The sequence below is a fragment of the Peribacillus sp. NPDC097197 genome (assembly GCF_050278025.1).
In the GTDB taxonomy this organism is placed as follows: domain Bacteria; phylum Bacillota; class Bacilli; order Bacillales; family DSM-1321; genus Peribacillus.
The window spans coordinates 55164-76416 of sequence record NZ_JBNNST010000011.1 but is presented as its reverse complement, the minus strand read 5'-3'; the positions used below and the strand labels follow the sequence as shown (position 1 = coordinate 76416).

The 21253-nt window shown below is 34.4% G+C and carries 21 protein-coding genes and 1 pseudogene; 16 read left to right on the top strand and 6 right to left on the bottom strand.

Going from position 1 to position 21253, the window contains the following annotated elements; genetic code table 11:
• Window positions 1-122: 122 nt before the first annotated feature.
• On the bottom strand, window positions 123-500 hold the full coding sequence (locus tag ACQKL6_RS15145) for a PH domain-containing protein (protein WP_402990991.1): 378 nt from the start codon (window positions 498-500) through the stop codon (window positions 123-125).
• A gap of 370 nt (window positions 501-870) precedes the next feature.
• On the opposite strand from ACQKL6_RS15145, the gene ACQKL6_RS15140 reads away from it, so the two are divergent.
• Window positions 871-1137: a CotD family spore coat protein gene (locus tag ACQKL6_RS15140; RefSeq protein WP_402875342.1), complete on the top strand. Its 267-nt coding sequence runs from the start codon at window positions 871-873 to the stop codon at window positions 1135-1137.
• Between the two features lie 243 nt (window positions 1138-1380).
• Window positions 1381-2073, top strand: a pseudogene (locus tag ACQKL6_RS15135) (N-acetylmuramoyl-L-alanine amidase).
• Window positions 2074-2299: 226 nt separating this feature from the next.
• Here ACQKL6_RS15135 and ACQKL6_RS15130 read toward each other — a convergent pair.
• Window positions 2300-2575, bottom strand: coding sequence for a YqhV family protein (locus ACQKL6_RS15130; protein WP_402956403.1), 276 nt, complete (start codon window positions 2573-2575; stop codon window positions 2300-2302).
• A 373-nt stretch (window positions 2576-2948) separates the two neighbouring features.
• Between ACQKL6_RS15130 and ACQKL6_RS15125 the strand changes: the two genes are divergently transcribed.
• On the top strand, window positions 2949-3557 hold the full coding sequence (locus ACQKL6_RS15125) for a VanZ family protein (RefSeq protein ID WP_427591978.1): 609 nt from the start codon (window positions 2949-2951) through the stop codon (window positions 3555-3557).
• A gap of 92 nt (window positions 3558-3649) precedes the next feature.
• Here ACQKL6_RS15125 and ACQKL6_RS15120 read toward each other — a convergent pair whose 3' ends face one another.
• Entirely contained in the window at window positions 3650-5143 is a 1494-nt protein-coding gene (locus tag ACQKL6_RS15120) for a peptide MFS transporter (RefSeq protein WP_427591979.1), read from the bottom strand.
• A 753-nt stretch (window positions 5144-5896) separates the two neighbouring features.
• On the opposite strand from ACQKL6_RS15120, the gene ACQKL6_RS15115 reads away from it, so the two are divergent.
• Window positions 5897-6133: a GlsB/YeaQ/YmgE family stress response membrane protein gene (locus ACQKL6_RS15115; RefSeq protein WP_402875429.1), complete on the top strand. Its 237-nt coding sequence runs from the start codon at window positions 5897-5899 to the stop codon at window positions 6131-6133.
• Between the two features lie 171 nt (window positions 6134-6304).
• Here the strand turns inward: ACQKL6_RS15115 and ACQKL6_RS15110 are convergent, their stop codons facing one another.
• Together ACQKL6_RS15110 and lexA are read right to left on the bottom strand one after the other, a co-directional pair.
• A complete protein-coding gene (locus tag ACQKL6_RS15110; RefSeq protein WP_427591980.1) occupies window positions 6305-6592 on the bottom strand; it encodes a hypothetical protein in 288 nt (95 codons plus the stop codon).
• A gap of 192 nt (window positions 6593-6784) precedes the next feature.
• A complete protein-coding gene (lexA, locus tag ACQKL6_RS15105; protein WP_402875352.1) occupies window positions 6785-7408 on the bottom strand; it encodes a transcriptional repressor LexA in 624 nt (207 codons plus the stop codon).
• A 159-nt stretch (window positions 7409-7567) separates the two neighbouring features.
• Here lexA and yneA point away from each other — a divergent pair, with 159 nt between their 5' ends.
• The 12 genes from yneA (at window position 7568) to ACQKL6_RS15045 (ending at window position 20226) form a co-directional block, all read left to right on the top strand.
• Window positions 7568-7879: a cell division suppressor protein YneA gene (gene yneA / locus ACQKL6_RS15100; protein ID WP_402875354.1), complete on the top strand. Its 312-nt coding sequence runs from the start codon at window positions 7568-7570 to the stop codon at window positions 7877-7879.
• 12 nt (window positions 7880-7891) lie between these two features.
• On the top strand, window positions 7892-8548 hold the full coding sequence (locus tag ACQKL6_RS15095; RefSeq protein WP_402875356.1) for a YneB family resolvase-like protein: 657 nt from the start codon (window positions 7892-7894) through the stop codon (window positions 8546-8548).
• 64 nt (window positions 8549-8612) lie between these two features.
• Window positions 8613-8846 (top strand): DUF896 domain-containing protein, encoded by a 234-nt coding sequence (locus ACQKL6_RS15090; protein WP_402875358.1) that lies wholly within the window; start codon window positions 8613-8615, stop codon window positions 8844-8846.
• Window positions 8847-9077: 231 nt separating this feature from the next.
• The gene (tkt, locus tag ACQKL6_RS15085; protein WP_402991011.1) at window positions 9078-11084 is read left to right on the top strand and encodes a transketolase; all 2007 of its coding nucleotides are present in this window, start codon (window positions 9078-9080) and stop codon (window positions 11082-11084) included.
• Between the two features lie 294 nt (window positions 11085-11378).
• A complete protein-coding gene (gene sirA, locus ACQKL6_RS15080) occupies window positions 11379-11798 on the top strand; it encodes a sporulation inhibitor of replication protein SirA (protein WP_402875360.1) in 420 nt (139 codons plus the stop codon).
• An 84-nt stretch (window positions 11799-11882) separates the two neighbouring features.
• Entirely contained in the window at window positions 11883-12098 is a 216-nt protein-coding gene (locus ACQKL6_RS15075; RefSeq protein WP_402875361.1) for a YneF family protein, read from the top strand.
• Window positions 12099-12277: 179 nt separating this feature from the next.
• The gene (locus ACQKL6_RS15070) at window positions 12278-13192 is read left to right on the top strand and encodes a tyrosine-type recombinase/integrase (RefSeq protein WP_427651431.1); all 915 of its coding nucleotides are present in this window, start codon (window positions 12278-12280) and stop codon (window positions 13190-13192) included.
• 555 nt (window positions 13193-13747) lie between these two features.
• Window positions 13748-14380, top strand: a complete 633-nt coding sequence (locus ACQKL6_RS15065) for a helix-turn-helix transcriptional regulator (protein ID WP_427651429.1) — start codon at window positions 13748-13750, stop codon at window positions 14378-14380.
• Window positions 14381-14386: 6 nt separating this feature from the next.
• Complete coding sequence (locus ACQKL6_RS15060; RefSeq protein WP_427651428.1) at window positions 14387-17422, top strand: DEAD/DEAH box helicase family protein; 3036 nt, start codon at window positions 14387-14389, stop codon at window positions 17420-17422.
• Between the two features lie 565 nt (window positions 17423-17987).
• The gene (locus tag ACQKL6_RS15055) at window positions 17988-18209 is read left to right on the top strand and encodes a hypothetical protein (protein ID WP_427651427.1); all 222 of its coding nucleotides are present in this window, start codon (window positions 17988-17990) and stop codon (window positions 18207-18209) included.
• Between the two features lie 218 nt (window positions 18210-18427).
• A complete protein-coding gene (locus ACQKL6_RS15050) occupies window positions 18428-19159 on the top strand; it encodes a hypothetical protein (protein ID WP_427651425.1) in 732 nt (243 codons plus the stop codon).
• Window positions 19160-19848: 689 nt separating this feature from the next.
• Entirely contained in the window at window positions 19849-20226 is a 378-nt protein-coding gene (locus tag ACQKL6_RS15045) for a hypothetical protein (RefSeq protein ID WP_427651423.1), read from the top strand.
• 444 nt (window positions 20227-20670) lie between these two features.
• On the opposite strand, the gene ACQKL6_RS15040 is transcribed toward ACQKL6_RS15045, so the two are convergent.
• Window positions 20671-20988 (bottom strand): excalibur calcium-binding domain-containing protein, encoded by a 318-nt coding sequence (locus ACQKL6_RS15040; RefSeq protein WP_427651421.1) that lies wholly within the window; start codon window positions 20986-20988, stop codon window positions 20671-20673.
• Window positions 20989-21253: the final 265 nt, after the last annotated feature.

The window sequence follows — 21253 nt, the reverse complement described above, 5'->3', positions numbered from 1 at the left end:
CTATTGGTTATCATCTGAAAGCTGGTGTTAATTTCACTGATATTAAATATTACTTTCTTCCATATAAGAGTCCCCAAAACAAGCCTTTGTTCTTTCAACTATGCTAATCAATATTCGTTGAATTACCCACAGACTGCAGCTAATAATTTTTGAATATCATAAATACTTTTATCTTTTTTGAATTGTTTCGATACAGCTGGTGTTTGTGCACCTGAAATCCATATTTTTAATTCTGCGTCTAAATCAAAGTGTCCAGCAGTTTCTACGCTGAAATGGGAAATGCTTTTAAAAGGTATGGAATGGTATTCTACCTTTTTGCCAGTAATTCCTTGCTTATCCACTAATATAAGGCGTTTGTCTGTAAATACAATCAAATCTCTTATTAATTTAAACGCAGCATCTACATCCTCACCATTCGCTAGAATCTGTTCTAGTTCTTTTATTGCTTCATCTTTACTTATCGTTGAAGCATTACCGATTAATCCATCTAAGAATCCCATGCTATTTCCTCCTTAAAACTTGGTTTTACTCTAAAAATCCGTGTTTAATTTTTGACTTATATTTAAAATAGGTAAAAAAACCTAAATAAATAGTAGCACTATTGAATTAGTATTGTAAGCGGGCAATTTTGGTCATTTTATCTTTAATTGGAAGTGTTGTTGAGGGGAACCGTATAACTTCCTTTATTCTTGTATTACTTTGATTATAAATACAAATGATCTATTTTTGACTAGTAATGACTCATTCAGTGGTTTCATTTATATTATCCTGACCAATATAAAAATTAGTGTATTCGTTTAGTACAAGTTACCACCTTACTTCATAAGCTACACTGTAAGTACTAAAACTAATTAAAGGTGGGATTTTATAATGAGTTGTAATTGTAGGAAGTGCCGTGAACAAAGGGAAGAAGTGATTACTAGCCCAACTGAAACGGTTGTTAATACCAGAGTGAATCGACGGGTAGTGAAGCATATACACCCTACTGAAGTTATCAATGTAAATAGAACCATTGTTAGAAATGAACATTATTATCCTGTAAGGGAACGGGAAGTATATGAAACAGTGGAAGAAAATTTAGACTGCGGAAGCAATGTTAATAACTCTAATCGTTGCAGACCGTTTTGGAATAGATAATTAACATGTAGGGCACTCATCAGACATGAGTGCCTTTTCTTTTTAGTTTCAAAGAGTAGAACATACTTTTATGTAATAATCATTTGAATTTAAAAGAATATATGCTGTACTGTCATTCTAATAAGGGCCATACCTGTATTATGCAAGTTCTTTAGTCGTGTATCACTGCTTTGAGGGTAATCAAATGACATATGTACAAGCATTTATAGGGGACATACATAGAATTAATAGGAGGTGATAATTATGGTGAAAATATATATTGATCCAGGTCATGGGGGGGAAGATTCAGGCACTATAGGAAATGGATTGAAAGAAAAAGATCTTACATTAAAAATTGCTAAAAAAATCAGGGAGTTTCTTGCACGGTATAAGAATGTATCGACAAAGATGAGTCGTACAGGAGATACGTATCCGTCCTTATCGGCACGGACAAACGAAGCAAATGCTTGGGGAGCTGATTTCTTTTTGTCCGTCCATATTAATGCCGGTGGTGGACAAGGATATGAAGATTATATTTATACATCCACTAATCAGGTTACTAAAAAGTACTAGGATAATATCCACGCTGAAATTCTGAAACTTGTGGATTTGAAAGATCGTGGGCAAAGAACGGGAAATTTACATGTGCTTCGGGAATCCACTATGCCTGCTTTATTGACTGAAAATGGCTTCATCGATAATGTTTCTGATGCCTCTAAGTTGAAAAAGAGTGCTTTTATTGAAAATTTAGCTCAAGGACATGTCAATGGAATCGTTAAATCATTCAATTTGAAAAGGAAAGAGGAGGTACCAAGTAACACTCACATGATTGTAAAGGGTGATACTCTTTATAGCATTGCCATAAAATATGGAACAAGTGTGTCTAAACTTTTAGCTCTGAACCCTAAGGTTAAACCCAATTACCTTGAAATCGGTCAAAAACTGCGAGTGAAATGATAGCTCTGGATGGTGAATGAAACAATATCAAGTACTTCGAGATACCACACTACACACCATATCTAATCCCTTCTCTTATTGAGATTAAAGAAGTTGATTAAGTGAATTGTAGAAATGGCTGTCATATATGTAGATAATCTGAAAATATCGTTGGTGAAATCAAAAAGGTGCCGAAATGTTTTATCATGGGCAATCCCATTTATTGAGAATGGTTGTTTTATGCTTATTATTCGCTTTTTATTCCAATAAATATAATGGTCACTCCTATAAAGATGCATGAAACTTTAAAGAGGGAAAGCTTTTCGGTCATCCCGAATAAACCAACAGCTGTTGTACTAATAAGTATTATAGGCCCAACGAGTGCGAGGGAACTATTCACAACCAACGCTTTTTCGATATCATTAAGTCTTAACATGAGTATAGCTGCGAATATTTCTATACTTCCCGAAAGCAAACGAAGTAAACCCATTATAAGAACGGCTTTTTCAAAAGCTATAAACATGATTTTCCCCTCCGAACTTTTGTGCACGTTTATCTTATGAATCTATTTTAAAAAATAGGACAACTTTATCCTATCCCGGTGGTCGTTCCATTTGAAAATACCCATCGTTATGGACTTTATGAAGGGGGTCAGGTGGAAGTCAGGTGACACGGTATCTTTCTTGGCTAAACAGTACGATAGCCGATAGATACCAATATATATATATATATATATAATAAAAGTCGGTCAGAAATTACGTGTTAAGGGAGTATGTCAACGGAGAGAAAAAGTAGGAAATCTTATGAGTGTTGTACCAAGCGCTATATCTTTCATATTGACGGTATGTCCTCAATAGCCTAGGATGTAATGGTATTCGTTTGAAGGAGGGCCCCATATGACTTATAAAACGCTATTGCTTACGCTTCTGTTCTCACAGGGGTTATTCTTCGGTGGTCTACCTATTTTTCTTCAACTCCTATTCTATTTGAACCCTTGGGTGATCATGGTTGTATGGGTTTGTATTGTAGTCTCTGTGTTGATAATCGTCTTATTGGTCAGGGGGGAAACAATAAAACTACCCCGATTGTATTGGCAGGTAGCGATAAGTGGTTATAGTTTCTCTTTGCTAGTTTTACTTTTCTTCCGACCTGAAGGACAGGAATATTCGTATAACATTATCCCGTTATCTACAATCAGCACTTATTTGACTGGTGATTCGAATTGGCTTGTTTCTTTTTATAATCTAAGTGCCAATATAGGATTATTCATTCCATTTGGATTGTACCTGCTATCCAGAAAGGGAAAAAAGATGACCGGTATTCCAAGATTTCTTATTCCCTTTTTCTCAATCTCAATCATAGAAATATGCCAGTATGTTTTTCAAAGAGGAAGTTTGGATATAGACGATCTGATCTTGAACCTTATTGGGGTATATTTGGGATATTTCTTGTATCGTTGGTTCGTGAAAGTGATAGATATTATCCCCGCAAAGCGGAATGCATAATGAAAATCCGGTAGAGTCCAGTAACATACAGTTTTGACGAAAAACAAAAAAAGCCAGCTTGTCCATGATAGGAGAAGCTGGCTTTACATTTGTTAACGTAAGCCTTTCATAAAGCCTTGAATCTTTGGTGATATTGCCAATAGGATAAATCCTAAAATCAATGAAATGATTCCGATAGCCCCGAAATAGACCATTTCCGTGTCCGCAGAGTAAAATCTTACAATTTGAGCATTTAATGCTTGTGCTGCTGCATTGGCTAAGAACCATAAACTCATCATTTGTGCTGAGAACGCAGATGGAGCAAGTTTAGTCGTAGCTGACATACCAACAGGTGACAAGCATAGCTCTCCAATTACTACAAGGAAATAACTAAGTACAAGCCATAATGGGCTAACTAATGAACCGGCTCCTCCAAAATAAGAGGGAACCAAAATTACTAGGAATGATAAACCAGCAAAGAATAGGCCAATTGAAAACTTTTGAGGTATAGTTGGCTGACGTTTCCCTAATTTAACCCATAACCATGCGAATAAAGGAGCTAAAGTAATGATGAACAATGGGTTTAAAGATTGGAACCATGCTGGTGAAATGTGAAAACCTGCAAATTCTAACTGTGTCCGTTTATCAGCATAATTTGCTAAAATAGTTGAGCCTTGTTCTTGAATGGCCCAAAACATGACAGCTGCTATAAATAAAGGGATATAGGCTAGTAAACGTGAACGCTCAACAGATGTTGTTTTCGGACTACGGTACATCACAATAAAATACATGGTAGGAATTAGAATTCCAAGGATACCAACAAGCCCGATGAAGCTATTAAGTGTTAAGAGACCATTTGAGATAGCGATTGCACAAATGATGGCAATAATTATGATAGCTAGCCCAATCTTAGTGTAAACAGATTTCTTTTCATTCGGAGCCAAAGGATTGACAGGGGTTATTCCTGCAAGTCCAAGATTTTTTTTCTTTGTAGCCATGAAGACGATTAATCCAATAAACATACCAACGGCTGCAATGCCGAATCCAAGGTGGAAATTGTAATTCATTCCAACTGTTCCGACAATAAGCGGAGCAATGAATGCACCCGTGTTTATTCCCATGTAGAATATGCTGAAACCAGAATCTCGACGGTTATCGTCTTCTGCATATAGCTCTCCAACAATACTAGATACATTAGGTTTTAAAAGACCTGTACCTATAACGATTAGTATCATGGAAACGAAGAACATGGAAATACTGCCCGGAATCGCAAGGGCAATATGACCAAGCATAATCAATATACCGCCGTAAAAAACGGATTTCGATGTTCCGAAGATCCTATCGGCTAACCATCCACCAATAATTCCGGACATATATACTAACGACCCATAGATGGATACAATGGCTAGAGATGTTTTTTCATCAAGACCTAGTCCGCCTTTAGATACCTCATAATACATATAGTATACAAGAATGGCCTTCATACCATAATAGGAGAAGCGCTCCCAAAACTCCGTGAAGAAAAGGGTGAATAGTCCTTTAGGGTTTCCGAAAAAACCTTTTTGAGGAATGCTATCCAAAATTTTCTGTTTATTTATTGATGACATACATTCTCCTCCTTTTATTATTGTATAATAACTTTTCTTAGAGCTCTTGTAAAGAATATTTAGTGTATTTTAATAATAGTTCTTAATAACCTGTGTTTATTTTCCATTTTAGTAAAATGGAGGACTATCGAAATAGTATAATTAGGTAAGAAGGTATATATTAGAGCCCTTTAATCACTTTGGATTGAAAACGCACCGTTCATTTGATATATAATCCATTAAGTAAATGATTTGGGGTTTCGAATTGCAAGAACCTTCAACAAGTTATGAAAATCCAATTTTAAATGGTTGTGTAGAAAAAATGATGATGAATAAAGGTTGAAATATTAAAAAAGTATGGTAGGAAATAGTGTAAATAATTGAAAATAGGAATATTGTCATATCGACAAAAGAAGCCAAAATACTTATTCTAGTATAGAAAGCAATTTAATTGTTTTCTTTTTTACCATGTGGTGCCGCCAGATAATTGCAGTTATCTGGCGGCATTTATTATTATAACCAAATAATAATTTTCAACCATTCTTACTGGATGGTTTTCTTTGTGGTAGGGAGAACGGAAGATCAAACACTAAAGGCCACCCTTTTTAGGGCGGCCTTTTATAGTACCTATATAGGTAGAAGTATATAAGCAGCCGATAAGTTTATTGCCTGAGGAGCTTAAAGTGATTTTCATTAGTCACAAGTCTGTTCTATTAATAAAAAAATTTCATAAATTTTAGAGAAAGGAGGTGGTTATTTTTGGAGCTAATTTGGATGTTAATTGTTGGTGGAATAATTGGATGGCTGGGAAGTCTGATTTTAGGAAGGGATATGCCGGGTGGAATTATTGGAAATATCATTGCTGGATTTGTTGGAGCATGGCTTGGTACTGCAATATTAGGGCCAATCGGACCTGAGACAGAAGGGTTTTACATTGTGCCTGCGTTACTGGGTGCCATAATTGTTGTGTTTATTGTATCCATTATCATGAGAAATACAAGATGGAGGTAGAAAGCAGAGGGTACAAGATTGAATGAATTTGCCAGAATCACGTGTAGATGGTTTAGAGAAAGCTGATCTATATGTGTCCATTATTGCTTGAAAATGCTGTTCAACAATACTGGACAGTTTTTTTGCGTAAAAAAATAGAGGTTTTCGATCGAAGGATCCATCACTGTTTACTCAATCCGAATGATTATCTGAGTTCCTAAAAGACACTAAAGCTGTTTTAAGTGCGGTGTAATTACCGATACTGGCGTATCCGTAAAACCATCCCATAAAAATCCCTGTAGTCAAGTGATGCCGATGGCTTATGAATATAGAAAGGATTAAACCAAGACATAACGCAATAGTGGGTACGTAACTTCGGGGGATAGGTAAGAGAAACTTTATAATTTGAGTCAAAATCATGATAGTTGGGATAGCAATTACAGCATCCCAAAAATTTGTATGTATTGTCGGAAAATCCATAGTAACACCACTTTCAAAAAGAAATGTCTATTGAACTAATTTCACCGGATATAAAAGAATTATACCTTGTTATTTTGACTCGGTTTGTTATTCAATGCTCTCTAGTAAAATATTATAATATTGCTTCTGTCATATACATAGGATGTAATACATAGACTTAAAACAAATAAAAAAAGCGCAATTTGCGCGCTTTTAGTGAATTTGCCTATATAGCCCGATCACTCTTCCAAGAATGGTTACATCTCTTAGAATGATAGGTTCCATATTGGAGTTTTCTGGCTGAAGCCGTATGTAATCCGGTTCCTTAAAGAATCGTTTAACGGTGGCTTCATCATCTTCCGTCATGGCCACGACGATATCTCCGTTATTGGCATTGCTTTGTTGTTTTACAATGACATAATCTCCATCATGAATTCCTGCTTCAATCATACTTTCACCCATAATTTCAAGCATGAACACATGATCATCATGTGGAACCATACTTTCAGGAAGAGGGAAGTATTCCTCTATGTTCTCGATGGCAGTTATCGGCATACCTGCGGTTACTTTTCCGAGAAGTGGTACGTTAACTACGTTTGTTTTTGGAATGTTATTAGATTCTTCTATATTTAAAATCTCAATGGCCCTTGGTTTAGTCGGGTCGCGTCTGATTAAGCCTTTGCTTTCCAAACGAGATAAATGTCCATGTACAGTCGAACTTGATGCAAGTCCCACAGCTTCGCCAATCTCTCTAACGGAAGGTGGATAACCTTTTTGACGAACTTCATCTTTTATGAAATCAAGAATATCCTGCTGCCGTTTTGATAGTTTAGTCATATACGCACCTCTTCTCTATAATTCTTTGCTATATTATAGCATGGCTCCACATGCTATACAAACATAAGTTCGAATTTGGTTGTTGACTGAAACAAATGTTCGTATTATAATTCAATCATCAACTAAAAACGAACGTACATTCGCTATGGAGGGATATTAATGAAGACATTTTGCAAAAATAATATTTATACGATTCTATTAGCAGGATTTGTATTTATCTTGTCTATTTTATTCTCTTTCACATTAGATAGTAATCAAAATAAGGATTTCCTTTCGATTGAAATTAACGAAGGTGATACTATATGGGAGATTTCAGAAGAATATGGTCAAACCGAATTGACAAAAAAAGAATTCATTGGTTGGATAGAAGAGTATAACGGTGTAAGGGCGGATACTATTAAGGCAGGTCAAATCATTGTCATACCAGTTGAAAGTGAAAAAGTAGTCCAAAGTTTGGCTAGTAAGCAGTAAAGGTAGGTTCATATGAAAGCAGTCATCTATTGTCGGGTAAGTACAGAAAAAGAAACACAGGAAACCTCGCTAGCTAGGCAGGAAGAGGAATTAGTGAAGTTAGCAGAACATAATGACATGGAAGTCGTTTCAATAATAAGAGAGCAGGCAAGTGGTTACGAACTGAACCGTGACGGGATATTTGACATGCTTGATCTTTTTAAGACAAAAGAAGCGGATGTTCTCTTGATTCAAGATGAAACTAGGTTGGGAAGAGGAAATGCTAAAATTGCCTTGTTTCATGTTGTACTTAAAGAAGGAGTGAAGATTTTCACACTTTCTCATGATGGTGAGTTAGAATTATCGGACTCTGATGCCATGGTTATCCAAATTGTTGGTATTGTAGAAGAATATCAACGTAAACTACATAACCTGAAAATTAAACGTGGTATGCTTAGGGCCGTTGAAAATGGCTACCGGCCCCAGAAAAACCTGAAGAACCAAAGAAACTCCACTGGCAGGGATCGTAAAGAAGTACCCATAGAAGAAATTGTGAAACTGCGTTCGAATGGATTAACTTTTGCGGAGATTGCGGCAACACTGAGAGGCTTTGGCTATGAAGTGTCAAAAGCAACGGTACACCGCAGATTCTTGGAATACCAGCAAGGTACACCGAAGAATCAATCATAGAACTTGTAATTTCACTTTTTTTTTAATACCATGTCAATATCCGTATATATAAAGGAGAAAAATTATGCTATCAAAAGAAAAAATGGCCCGTATCAATGAACTTTCTAAAAAAGCTAAGGGAGAAGGCTTAACTGTAGAAGAGGCAAAAGAGCAAACTTCCTTACGAAGTGAGTATTTGGAGACATTTAGACGTTCAATGGCTGATACGCTAGAAAATGTTAAAGTTATCGATCCGGAAGGTAATGATGTCACGCCTCAAAAAATTAAAAATATTAAAGAAAAAAAAGGTTTACATTAACCAATAAGGACTGATGATGGCCCCATCATTAGGATTACTCATGAGGAATGTAAAGTGAAAAAAGAGAATGCATTGATGTATGTATTCTCTTTTTTGGTTTAACCTAACCTTGGTAAATCCTTAATTAGTAGAAAATTGAATTAGCTGTGTAAGAAATGGTTATTTTAGTTGTGATATTAAGTTAGTCAATATAATATAAAGAGGTACACTACAGGAAGGGATGTTTTACACATGTTAGATAAATTAGATGCACTTTCTATTAATACAATTCGTACATTATCGATCGATGCAATTGAAAAGGCTAATTCAGGTCATCCAGGCATGCCTATGGGTGCAGCTCCCATGGCATATAAGCTGTGGACTGATTATATGAATCATAACCCGAAAAATCCTGATTGGTTTAATAGAGACCGTTTTGTTTTATCGGCAGGACATGGTTCCATGCTATTATACAGTCTCCTGCATTTATCAGGTTACGGCTTGACAATGGATGACTTAAAGGGTTTCCGTCAATGGGGAAGTAAAACTCCTGGGCATCCTGAATACGGACATACTGCTGGTGTAGATGCCACTACTGGACCACTTGGCCAAGGGATTGCAATGGCCGTAGGTATGGCAATGGCAGAACGTCACTTGGCTGAAAGCTACAATCGTGATTCTTATAATGTAGTTGATCATTATACATATAGTATTTGTGGGGATGGAGACTTAATGGAAGGCGTTTCAGCTGAAGCTGCTTCTTTAGCAGGCCATCTTCAACTAGGAAGACTTGTCGTTTTATATGATTCAAACGATATTTCTCTTGATGGAGATCTTAGCCAATCATTCAGTGAAAGTGTAGCAGACCGTTTTAAATCATACGGCTGGCAGTATCTGAGAGTGGAGGACGGCAACGATTTACAACAAATCGCAAAAGCCATTGAAGAAGCAAAGACTGATGAAGCTCGTCCAACTTTAATTGAAGTGAAGACAGTGATTGGTTATGGTTCTCCTAACCGCTCTGGTAAGTCTGCTGCTCACGGTGCTCCCCTTGGTGCTGATGAAATGAAGTTGACAAAAGAAGCTTACAAATGGACATTCGAAGAAGACTTTTATGTTCCGGATGAAGTATATGCACACTTTAATGAAGCTTGTGTAGAAGCTGGAAATAAAAAAGAACAAGAATGGAATGAACTATTTAATAAATATAAAGAAGCGTACCCTGAGCTCGCAGAACAGCTGGAGCTTTCTATAAAAGGTGAACTACCTGCAGACTGGGATCAAGAAATTCCAGTTTATGAAGAAGGCAAGACATTGGCTTCGCGTGCTTCCAGTGGAGAAGTATTGAATGCATTAGCGAAAAAACTACCTAGCCTTATTGGAGGTTCAGCCGATTTAGCAGGTTCAAATAATACATCCATCAAAGGTGCTACAGATCTATTGCCTGGAAATTATAGTGGACGTAATATATGGTTTGGTGTACGTGAATTCGCTATGGGAGCAGCATTGAACGGGATGACGCTACATGGTGGCATCAAGGTTTACGGTGGAACATTCTTCGTATTCTCTGATTATCTACGTCCATCCATCCGAATGGCTGCCTTAATGGGACTTCCTGTAACATATGTATTCACTCACGACAGTATCGCTGTTGGTGAAGACGGACCGACACATGAGCCTATCGAACAATTAGCCTCATTACGTGCCATGCCTAATCTTGGTGTGATTCGTCCAGCTGATGGTAATGAAGTTGCAGCAGCTTGGAAGGTCGCTATTGAGTCTAAAGATAAACCAACGGCACTTGTGTTAACACGACAAGGGTTACCGACAATCAAAAACACATCAGAAACTGCTTATGAAGGTGTGTTAAAAGGTGCGTATGTTATATCAGACGCTAAAAAAGAAGTAGCGGATGCATTGCTACTGGCTACTGGTTCTGAAGTTCATCTAGCTGTCGAAGCACAGCAAGCATTGTCGGAGGAAGGAATTGAAGTTTCCGTTATCAGCATGCCATCGTGGGATCGTTTTGAAACTCAATCCAAGGATTACAAACAAAGTGTAATCAACCCGGCTGTCAAAAAACGTCTGGCTATCGAAATGGCTTCACCTTTTGGCTGGGACCGTTATACAGGGGATGAAGGTGAAATTTTAGCCATTAATCATTTTGGCGCTTCAGCTCCAGGTGGTAAAATTATGAAAGAATTCGGCTTTACCGTTGAAAATGTAGTAGCTCGTGTAAAAGAGATGCTTGTTAAATAATTGAGTAATACATGACTGACACCTATTTATGAGGTGTCAGTTTTTCTTATATTTCAGGTAAATGAGGACTTATTTAAAAAAATCCCATTCGACAAAAAAAGATGAAAATTTCTCCAGCAAACAACATATCTTGTTGTTTTGTCAAGATATAATAAGAATAATTAATTATCGATTAAATGTGTCAAATGGGTAAAGGTTTATAAAGGTTCATGGCAAAAGCCATTACGTTTTAATATCTGTTCATAAATTGAGATCCTAGGGAGGTATAGGCTAATGAGAACCTATCAGATTTTTTTGATTGAAGATGAATTCGCCCATCATTATTATGGTAGGGAAAAGCTTTTCTTCAATTTGTTTTTGGAGTATATTCAAGCAAAGGGTGGACTAAGGAGTATTTTGCAAAAACAAATCGAATATGTCACCAAGACAGTTCCCGTAATCCAATTGCAGGTTGTTATTGAACAGCGGTTAAAGAAAAAGATGAATTTTTGGTCGCAAAACGGTAAATACTATTTAGAAAAAACAAGTGGAACAAGCAAGGCGGCCTTAACTATTGAGGGTGAATCCATAATACTTAAATCTGAGGGTGACGTTGAAGCGGAGACTGCTTTCTTTGAATGTATTCGCAAATGCGAACCAGGTTTTCTAGCCATTGATTTTGAACATGAAAAGTATGGTTGGTTAAAACCGATTAAAGAAAGAAAATTTGTCTAAATGGGGGACTTTTCGCTAGCGGGTATTGTATAATAATATTTGGTCTAGTACACTGATGTTAGACAACATGAAGGAGGAAATAGTATGTGGGTTTACATTCTAGTTGGCGTACTAGCATTGATTTTGGGAATAGTGCTAGGATTTTTCATCGCTCGTAAATACATGATGGATTACTTAAAGAAAAATCCGCCAATTAACGAACAAATGTTGAAAATGATGATGATGCAAATGGGTATGAAACCGTCCCAAAAGAAAATTAATCAAATGATGAGTGCTATGAATAAACAACAAACCAAATAAACCGTTGGTTTATAAGGTTTTTTGATGGTATATCAGTACAAAGATGAAGTTCAAATGGACAGGATAAGTCACAGACTGAATCCTTCCTTGGATTTTTCTTTTTATTTGGTTAATCCTTCATATTTCTATTCTAATACCACCTATTCTGTTGAATGATTAACAGAGAGGTGGTATTTTTTATGGTTTTTGAAGATGTTTTAGAAGAATATTTGTATCACTGTATGGCACGAGGTTACACACAGAAGACGATGATTAACAAGCGTCAGGAGTGTAAGAATCTAAAAATTTACCTGAAAGAAAAAAGGGGAATCACTGAACTAGAGAGTATAACTACATTCGACCTTCGAGCCTATTTCAGAATAAAGCAGCAGGCAGGCTTACAGCCACAAAGTATAGTCACGATGTATAAGATGATTGCAGCATTCTTTAATTGGTGTGAGAGAGAAGGATATTTATCGGAAAATCCAATTAGCAAAGTAGTAACACCTAAAGTGCCTAAAAAGGTGTTGAATGGATTCACAGTAGAGGAAGTACAAGGTATGATAGAAGCTTTTTCCTACAAGACATATATAGAAGCTAGGAACAAGGCAATGATTGCCATGTTAGCTGATTGTGGGCTTCGAGCAATGGAAATAAGAAGCCTAACAGTGGAGAATGTAAAAGAAAAGACTCTTTTAATCTATGGGAAGGGGAACAAAGAAAGAATTGTATTCATAAGTCCTGAGCTAAAAAAGATTCTAATTAAATATGACCGAATGAGGAAGCAATATTTTAAGGACAAAATCATAAAAGAGGACTGTTTCTTCCTGACATACCTTGGAACAGGGTTATCTCATGTATCATTGTATAATGTCATAAAGGAAGCTGGGAAGCGTGCAGGGGTAGAAGATAAGAGAGTATCACCACACACCTTCAGACACTTTTACAGCGTTCAGAGCCTTCTTAGTGGTAAATTAGACTTGCATTCACTAAGTTTACTTCTCGGTCATTCTGATATAACAACTACTCAAAGGTATTTATCATCTATGAACAATGAACAATTAATAGACAAGGCTACCTCGTCAAGTCCGTTAATGAATATGAAAGGTAGTTAAACTAGTTAAAAAATTTGAGGAAAATTGGAACTTATGAAAAAGTTTCATTGCAACCAAAACTGAGTAAAAAGCATAGTTCCCTTACAAATAAGCCCCCCTTTTTGATTAGGGGGCTTATTTGTGTGAGTGTAAGTTTAATGTACTGAAAAGGTATGACTAATAATAGGGAAAAGATATTGATAAGCAGAACTATGGAGTTGTCAGATCTTCTTTCGGTTAATGGTTAAGCCTGCCGTTGATAATAATGTGTTATTTCGTTTTCAAAGGTCATTTCCATTAAACCCATTAACAATACTAAACAGGTTAAAGCTGATGAACCCACTAGAAATGAAATGGGATATTTCTTAAAGGTAGGGGGCTAAATTACAGTAAAACCTCACCCCTATAATTCAAAGGGCTTTAGGATACACCCACGCAGAAACCCAGAGCCATTATAAACCACGATACGAGAGGGCCTCGGCTATAGTCTCAATTAATATTAATTTCATTATATACTTTACTTAATGTTAAGTTAAGTATATAATGAAACTATCGAATCAGTGGAGGTAAGGTAACTTGAAAAACAATCTCAAACAAATAAGAAAGATTAAGGGTATTACACAAAAACAATTAGCTGATTCTTTAGGGATAAGTAAAGCAATGATAAGCATGTGGGAAAATAATCCAAAAGAAAAAATCCCTACATTAAGAGTGAAACAGATTAGTGAATATCTAAATATTGAAGAAAGTGAATTACATACAACTGATTTAGATATTAAAACCATAAAAAGAAATGCTTTACAAGAGGAAATTGAGAGGTTAGAACAGTTGCATAGGGCAACTTCAGAATTTAGAAATGAAATAGTAGTGGGAGAATTAAAGGAAAGTCATAAAAAAATTGAAAATGAAATTTTAAAAATAGGTGATGATCTAGATAAATTGGTACAAATAATACGGTTTTTGGAACTGGTAAATGTTTTTGATGAATTTATTCATACTTATAGTTTTAATACATTGTTAGAGCGCTTATTTAAGCTATTAGAAGAAAATGACGTAGCCAAACTTGATATTTTACTTAAGGTTGTAACTTACTTAACACTGGAAAATAAATATGCTACGCAAGAAACTAAAATTGACTTGTTTAATGAAGATGATGATTTTAATTTGAAATTCAAGGAGTTTTTGGAAGTTTATAACTCTGAAATATAATAGGAGATGATTGATATAGTACTTGCTAAATCTAAAGTAGAACAAAATAGTACGGAAAATACAGAAAATTTAATTAAATTCTTACAAGCCATACATGGGAATAATCCTTTTGAAATTAGAATATTAGCTAAGGATAACTTTAAATCTACAAGAAGTATTCTTCGCTATGGCGATTCACTATATATTGATTCAAGCAGAAATAATAAAGTAAAAACAACAAAATACTCAGCTGAAGCGTTTGATAGTCTTTTAACTCTCGAGTATCTGAGCTCGATGGGTGGAGAGGTGTTTTTTACTGTTAACTCACCTCATTATGATGCAATGGATACTTGTAAAGTATCAGATAGACATATAAAAGAAATCGGATCAATTAATGCTCAATTCGTAGATATTGATGCACCAACAGAAATAAAACAGAACAAAATAAAATTGAAGCAATGGAAGAGAAGTATAAAAGAAAAAATACTTGCTTTCACCTTAAGTCCATCGATTGTGGTGGAAACTCGAAATGGGTATCATGTTTATTGGCTATTAGAGAATGGTAATACAAGACTTTTCAGATATATTCAGATGCAGTTGGTTCAATTTTTTGATGGTGATAAGAAATGTGTAAATGAATCGAGAATTTTGCGTCTACCTTGGTTCCTACATAGAAAGAACCCTAATGACCCTTTTGCTGTTAAACTAAGAAAATTCTCACCAAGTAAAAGATATACACAAGAACAATTAAAGGTAACTCTACCTGACCTAGAAGAAGAAACGCTAGAAAAGGTGCTTAGAGTAAATGCAGAAACTGAAGTTTTTGAATCAATTGAAATAAGTTCTGGCAGGAAAAAAGAAATTATTAATCTGATTTTGAATCATACTGGTCAAGTTAAACAATATGAAAACAAGATAACCTTACATTGTTGTATGCCTGATCATCCTGATCATAATCCTAGCGCATGGATAGACTCTGATTTTATGTGGTATCACTGTTCTGGTTGCGGAAGTAGTGAAAGTATCCAAGACTTAGCTGGAAAATTAGGCTGGAAAGATGTACTTGAAGAAATTAACAAATATGATATTGATATTGATTCAGAACTTCAATTAATTAAAGACCATTTTGTTGATGTGAAAGACATTAAAAATTTGACATTAAGTGAGCAAGAGCAAGAAGTAGTGGATAGTATATCTGAGAAAGTATTCGTTAAGCTTATCTCCTTCGGACAAAGAATAAATGTAAAACACAAAGACTACATTTACAAGATAGTGCAAGTGCTATTTAAAGCTAACAAAGATAAACCATATCTTATATCACTGGATATGGGAGCAGGAAAGTCTTTAATAATTGACATATTCCTTCAAGAGATATTAAAAGTAAGCTCTGCATTTGGTGCAGTCGTTGTTGCTGAACGTAGGGAAGATGTAAAACGCATTGCTAAACAATTGAACGAAAGTACTGAAAAAAATACTGCATACCCACTATATGGATTTGATGAGTATGAATGCTTAAAGAACGAAGTCGAAGGGGTAAAATTGAATCACTGTAAAGGAAAGTCCTGCCCATTTAAGAAGGAATGTCGTTTTTGGAATCAATCAAACGAACATCAGAATTATCCCGTAGTTGTAATGACAGCCCAGAGACTTAATTTACAAGCAGATGAATTAAGGAAATATAGTTTCTATTATAAAGATAAAAATGTTGAAGAGAAAAGAACCAGAGAAATGCTTATTATTGATGAAAAACCGAAATTTTCATTTATCGAGAGTTTAAATAAATTAGAGTTTGAGAAATTCAATAAAATAATTCTAAATTCCCTAAAAACATATAGCTTTGAAGGAGATCTTGAATTCTACTATGAATATAAAGAGGCAATTGATAAAATTAAGCCATTTTATAATTTTTATGATAAAAGCAGGGAAATTTTCAGACCATTGAATAATAAGTTCAAGTTTTCAGATTCGTTTTGGGGAATATTTGCATCTGTTTTTGACTACACTCAAATTGCATATCAAATCCCCAATATAATAGAAAGTATAATCAAGTATGGTGGCCACATAGATGCAAAAAATCTAGAGAATGTAACTATAACTACATCTCATTATAATGACTATAGAAGGTTTAAGTTGTTTAAGACTGTGATATTCGATGGCACAGCGGATATTGACACTGATTATAAGCTTGAGGAATATCAAGCTTGTAAATTTGAACCAATAAGAACTTATGAAGGTCTTACAATTTATACTTCCAGCTTAATTAGCGGATCTAAAACGAGTATGCGGAATGAGGATAAATTGAAAGCATTCTGTAAAGATGTAAAAACAGTGGCAGATGAAAATCCTAAAGAAAAGATATTTCTTCCTGTTTTTAAAGATATAAAAGGAATAGTCACAGGATATTTAAAAACATACATTGAAAAAGGTCAGATTCTGATTTCACATTATGGTTCAACTAGGGGAAGTAACAAATTTAAGGATTGCTCTATAGTAATTCTTGGCGGGATACTTCATAAAACAGAGAACTACTATATAGGTAAGTCGATGTCTATGTCAAACCAAAAATATAATACTCATGAAGGTACCAACTGTTCTAAATATGCCAATGTTCGAAGGTTTAATGACAAAAATATTGAAAAAGTGAAACTTTTAGATATGCTAGTAGACTATTCACAAGAAATAAAGCGAAGCAAGCAAAGAGATAATTCTCAAAATGTAGTAGGCAAGGTATTTGTATTTCATAATGATAAAATCTTCTTAGACCTGCTTAGCAAAAAGTTTCCAGCCTGCAAGGTAGAGGAATGGATTCCACAAAATATTGTAGAAATGAGCATATTTAAGAAAAAAAATAACAAGAATGTTCAAAGTATCTGTGAATATCTTATGGCCAATCTAAATCCTGGTAAAGATATTCCATTCGATGAAGTAAGATATGACCTTGGATTATCAAAACAGTCATTCAGTAATACATTGAAAAATCAAAAACTAGTAGCATTCCTAACCTCTCATCATATTGAAATATATAAGAGTGGAGTTAGAAAGATTTTTGTGCAATCGTCATAAAATTAAAAGTACATAGTTTACTATAAAATAAAATATAAAAGACTATGTACTGTTTTTTAAGCCGTAGTGCTGAATTTAACACTATTACTTTTGCATTTATTAGAGCAACTTATATTTATAGAGATATTCTGTGTGCTTTTGCGTACCAGGTATGAGTTCAATTATTAGGGAGAGAGTATCCGTACTAATAACTAATGTATATAACTATAGATTGATTACTAACTAGTGAAAGTAAGGAGTCAAAAAATGAAACAAGTGCTAAATTTAATATTGTTATTGCGTTAAAGGTGTGTTAAAATTGCTGTTTTCATTTTTTGAAAGCTATGCTATATTGTTGTTATTAAATACAAGGGGCTATAATCAATCTAATTTTAATACTTGGTTATGAAAATTTCTAAGAGAATAAGCATCATTGCTAGAGTTCCGCTTTACGTTTGATGTTGATTGAAGGGGCCAAAAATTGGGGAATTCTAAAAAGAAATAGTTATGTTTGTAAGTGCGTTATTTAGAAAAGAAAAATGAACTTTAGAAGAAGTAAACTGAAGAAAATCAGGAGGCATGTGTGATGAATGAAAAGCGAGAAGAATTGCACAAAATGATTGAACATTTAGGAGATGATACATTACTGAAAGCTTGGGATTTTGTTAAATTATTGTTGACAAAAAATAGTGGCTATACGCTCGAAGAATTAAAAAAAATTAGTGAATCAAGGGAAAGTATCAGATTAGGTAATCATATAACATTGGATGAGGTGCTGAAAAGAATAGAAAAAGAGGAAAATCAATAAATATATCCTTAAAAGGTAGTGACCTTTTTTTAAGGGTACAAGAGGCATTTTACACACGAATGTTGAGTCTAGGTTAAACTCCTGTTTTAGTAATCGAAGTAGAGTGAAAATTTATAATATTCAATCTTATATATATGAACTATGGGACTTTAAAATTATAAATCCTAGATTTCTTGAGAAATAAGCTGGATCGTTCAGTCGGAGGGGGCGATAATAAAATGTTTATAGCATACACAGATGCTTCTGTAAAAGAAAATAGTGCATACTTAGCATTTGTAATTGAATTTGAAGATCAGAGTATAATAAGTCGCAGAATCTTGATTAATGAATCTGATAATAATCTCGCCGAGGCTTTAGCTCTATCCGAATTAACAGCATTTCTCGAATACTATAATTTCAATAATGGAATCATCCTTTTTGATTCTAGGGTAGTTAAACAAGCACTAAGTAATAAGGAAAGTAAGTATCACAAAAAAATACTATGGAATGTTGTATCTTCTTGGAGAAAGTTGGGAATCAAAACACAACTTATTTCAAGGAAAGAAAACATAGCGCATAGTGTTAGCTATAAAGGTAAATATATATCCTCACCTAGGATAACAACAATCGACCGACAAATTTTTAGTGCAATCGAAAATTATCCAGACTATCACTTGTCACTCCCTGTTTATTTCTATCTTAAAAGAATAAACCAAAAAAGAACAAATTTTAATGATGCAATAAGGCAACTCAACCAAAAAATATGGCTAGGTGAGTTAGTCAGTGAAACGAAAACAAAACGTGTGTATGCATATTATCATAAAAGGATAACAGTTTCTGAGGAATATATCATTAATATTAGTACAGTCAATTATGTGGAATTGAAACATCACTGGCAGGTAATCAGAAAAAAAAGGCAATTAAAGAAGCATAGAAGAAGATTAAGAAAAGTAAAAATGATTGCAAAGTAACTTTATGAAGTAACTTTATGAAAAGTTTTTCGCTTTCCATTGTATATTTTATCAAAGGGTGTCGTATAAATAGATGTTGGCCTTTCAAGTCAAGGTATTCGTAAAGTGAATGAGAACATCTTTAAATGTACATAACCAATGGCCATATTAACCCTACTAATAAGTCTATTGAGCTTAAACAAAAAAATGAAGAAATTTTTTCAATTAGTATCTTTATCGTACTCTCCACTTGGAAGTTAAGTTAGGCAGAACCATTTATCGTGTATGTATAAAGGTCAGGATGAGATAGTGAAATTATCTCATGTTTTATTCAACCCATCTATCAGCAAGTTATCAAATTGCATAAAATACAACGAATGTGTCATAGCCTCTTCTTCCGCTATTTGAAGATACTGGAAATTGTGATAATCAATGATTGTTATGTCTTTCCCTAATAGTAAATATATCCTTGTATAAAATAGATGAACGGTTTAAATATAGCTAAAGCGGTTGAATAAAATCATAATTTTATTCAGTTAAGCATCAACGATTGTAAATGAATCTTAGGTTAGTTTTCGTAATATAAATTATAAACTTCGGCTTCTAATTAATAAGGAAATAAAAGGCTGAAAACAAAGAGGATGAAAACAAAGAGGATGAAAACAAAGAGGATGTTATAAATATAAAAAAAACTCGCTGGGGGGAGAATAATGATAGTAAGTGCAGTTGACTTATACAATATAACTGGTACAAATGCTGATTCATACACGCTTTTGCCAGTTACTTCAAATTTAGATGGGGAATATAAAGGTGAAACGATTGTTAATATAATTTTGGGTCTGTTATTAAAAGTTTACTTTGACACTGAGAGCAAAGGTAAATTAGAGACTATATATAATACAAATAATTGGGCGAGAATTAGAAATGTATTCAAATCTATTAGGGAAGATGATGCTGAGCTTGTGGAATATTCAATTCTTCTATGTAGTGAAAAGGATTATATAAAAGTCGATTTTTATGATGGTAGTCGCTACTTTCTTTTAACTGAAAAGTGCATGAATCTAGACTTATATAAATATAAAAGTTAAGGAAGGATGTTTAAATATTAAATTAGATGATAGAGTACCAAAATGAATAAAGGAGTGAAGCAAGCCATAGAGTTTGCATGTTGTTGAATGGCTAGCTCGTATATAAAATATTCTGTAATTCAGAGTCTTCAAAATAAACTCTACAGCCACTTTTTCCTCTAAGATTTGCATTTGAAGTCCATTTTCTAGTATACCCATCAATTACATTAGTAGTATTTGAAACTAATACTCCATATCTTCATTGAAATTGAATTTTCTTTTATACTGTTCACTATAGAGAATAACTGGACTTTGATCTTTCTTCTCTATCCCTGGTGGGAAAAGGTATGCTATCAGGGCCACGAAAACGAATTACATAAAAGTTCAAAATGAAAAATAAAAAGCGTGTGGAGTACTGATTGTAGTTCCACACGCTTTCAACATTAAGGGAGTATCTTAAACTGGTCACTTTTCACATGCAATTCCATCAGTATCACGATCTAAATCAGAGTTTTTTTTAATTGCATTCTTATAAATCGTTGCGGAAATCTTTGTTCCTTTAGACAGCGCTTTGTACGTTACTTTTTTCGTTTTCTTGTTAACTACTTTATTTTTCGTACTTGAAGATTTGGCTACACCCTTGGAATACGTCTTGTTAAACGCTGTGCAATTCTTATAAATGTCACTTGTCGCATCTGCTAGGCTTGGTGTAACTGTAGCTACCCCGCCAGTAAACAAGGTTGTAGCAGCTACTAAAGATATTATCTTTTTCAAAAGTATCACTCCTTTTTAAATGAATTATACTAAAATTTACATAAAAAGTAAGTGTGTATTTTTGAAATCTCAATAAAGATACCCATGAGTAATAGACTACTGAACAAATACTGTTGGAAAACTTATTTGGTTGGGGAGCTTCCTAAAATAAATTAGGTTAAAATTCAGGTTTGATTTTGAATAAATCTTAAACATTTGTGGTTTTGATCTGTAATTTTTTAAGGGGATTCAAATAACTGTGGCGACTATATTAGATGATATTTCAGCGAGAGTG

Coding starts and splice junctions, on each gene's coding strand:
- ACQKL6_RS15070 (WP_427651431.1), top strand. CDS start 12,278: ATGGTTTTTGAAGATGTTTTAGAAGAATATTTGTATCACTGTATGGCA.
- ACQKL6_RS15130 (WP_402956403.1), bottom strand. CDS start 2,575: ATGTTTATAGCTTTTGAAAAAGCCGTTCTTATAATGGGTTTACTTCGT.
- ACQKL6_RS15090 (WP_402875358.1), top strand. CDS start 8,613: ATGCTATCAAAAGAAAAAATGGCCCGTATCAATGAACTTTCTAAAAAA.
- ACQKL6_RS15120 (WP_427591979.1), bottom strand. CDS start 5,143: ATGTCATCAATAAATAAACAGAAAATTTTGGATAGCATTCCTCAAAAA.
- lexA (WP_402875352.1), bottom strand. CDS start 7,408: ATGACTAAACTATCAAAACGGCAGCAGGATATTCTTGATTTCATAAAA.
- ACQKL6_RS15075 (WP_402875361.1), top strand. CDS start 11,883: ATGTGGGTTTACATTCTAGTTGGCGTACTAGCATTGATTTTGGGAATA.
- ACQKL6_RS15125 (WP_427591978.1), top strand. CDS start 2,949: ATGACTTATAAAACGCTATTGCTTACGCTTCTGTTCTCACAGGGGTTA.
- ACQKL6_RS15110 (WP_427591980.1), bottom strand. CDS start 6,592: ATGGATTTTCCGACAATACATACAAATTTTTGGGATGCTGTAATTGCT.
- ACQKL6_RS15145 (WP_402990991.1), bottom strand. CDS start 500: ATGGGATTCTTAGATGGATTAATCGGTAATGCTTCAACGATAAGTAAA.
- yneA (WP_402875354.1), top strand. CDS start 7,568: ATGAAGACATTTTGCAAAAATAATATTTATACGATTCTATTAGCAGGA.
- ACQKL6_RS15050 (WP_427651425.1), top strand. CDS start 18,428: ATGTTTATAGCATACACAGATGCTTCTGTAAAAGAAAATAGTGCATAC.
- ACQKL6_RS15115 (WP_402875429.1), top strand. CDS start 5,897: ATGTTAATTGTTGGTGGAATAATTGGATGGCTGGGAAGTCTGATTTTA.
- ACQKL6_RS15055 (WP_427651427.1), top strand. CDS start 17,988: ATGAATGAAAAGCGAGAAGAATTGCACAAAATGATTGAACATTTAGGA.
- ACQKL6_RS15140 (WP_402875342.1), top strand. CDS start 871: ATGAGTTGTAATTGTAGGAAGTGCCGTGAACAAAGGGAAGAAGTGATT.
- ACQKL6_RS15045 (WP_427651423.1), top strand. CDS start 19,849: ATGATAGTAAGTGCAGTTGACTTATACAATATAACTGGTACAAATGCT.
- tkt (WP_402991011.1), top strand. CDS start 9,078: ATGTTAGATAAATTAGATGCACTTTCTATTAATACAATTCGTACATTA.
- ACQKL6_RS15095 (WP_402875356.1), top strand. CDS start 7,892: ATGAAAGCAGTCATCTATTGTCGGGTAAGTACAGAAAAAGAAACACAG.
- ACQKL6_RS15060 (WP_427651428.1), top strand. CDS start 14,387: ATGATTGATATAGTACTTGCTAAATCTAAAGTAGAACAAAATAGTACG.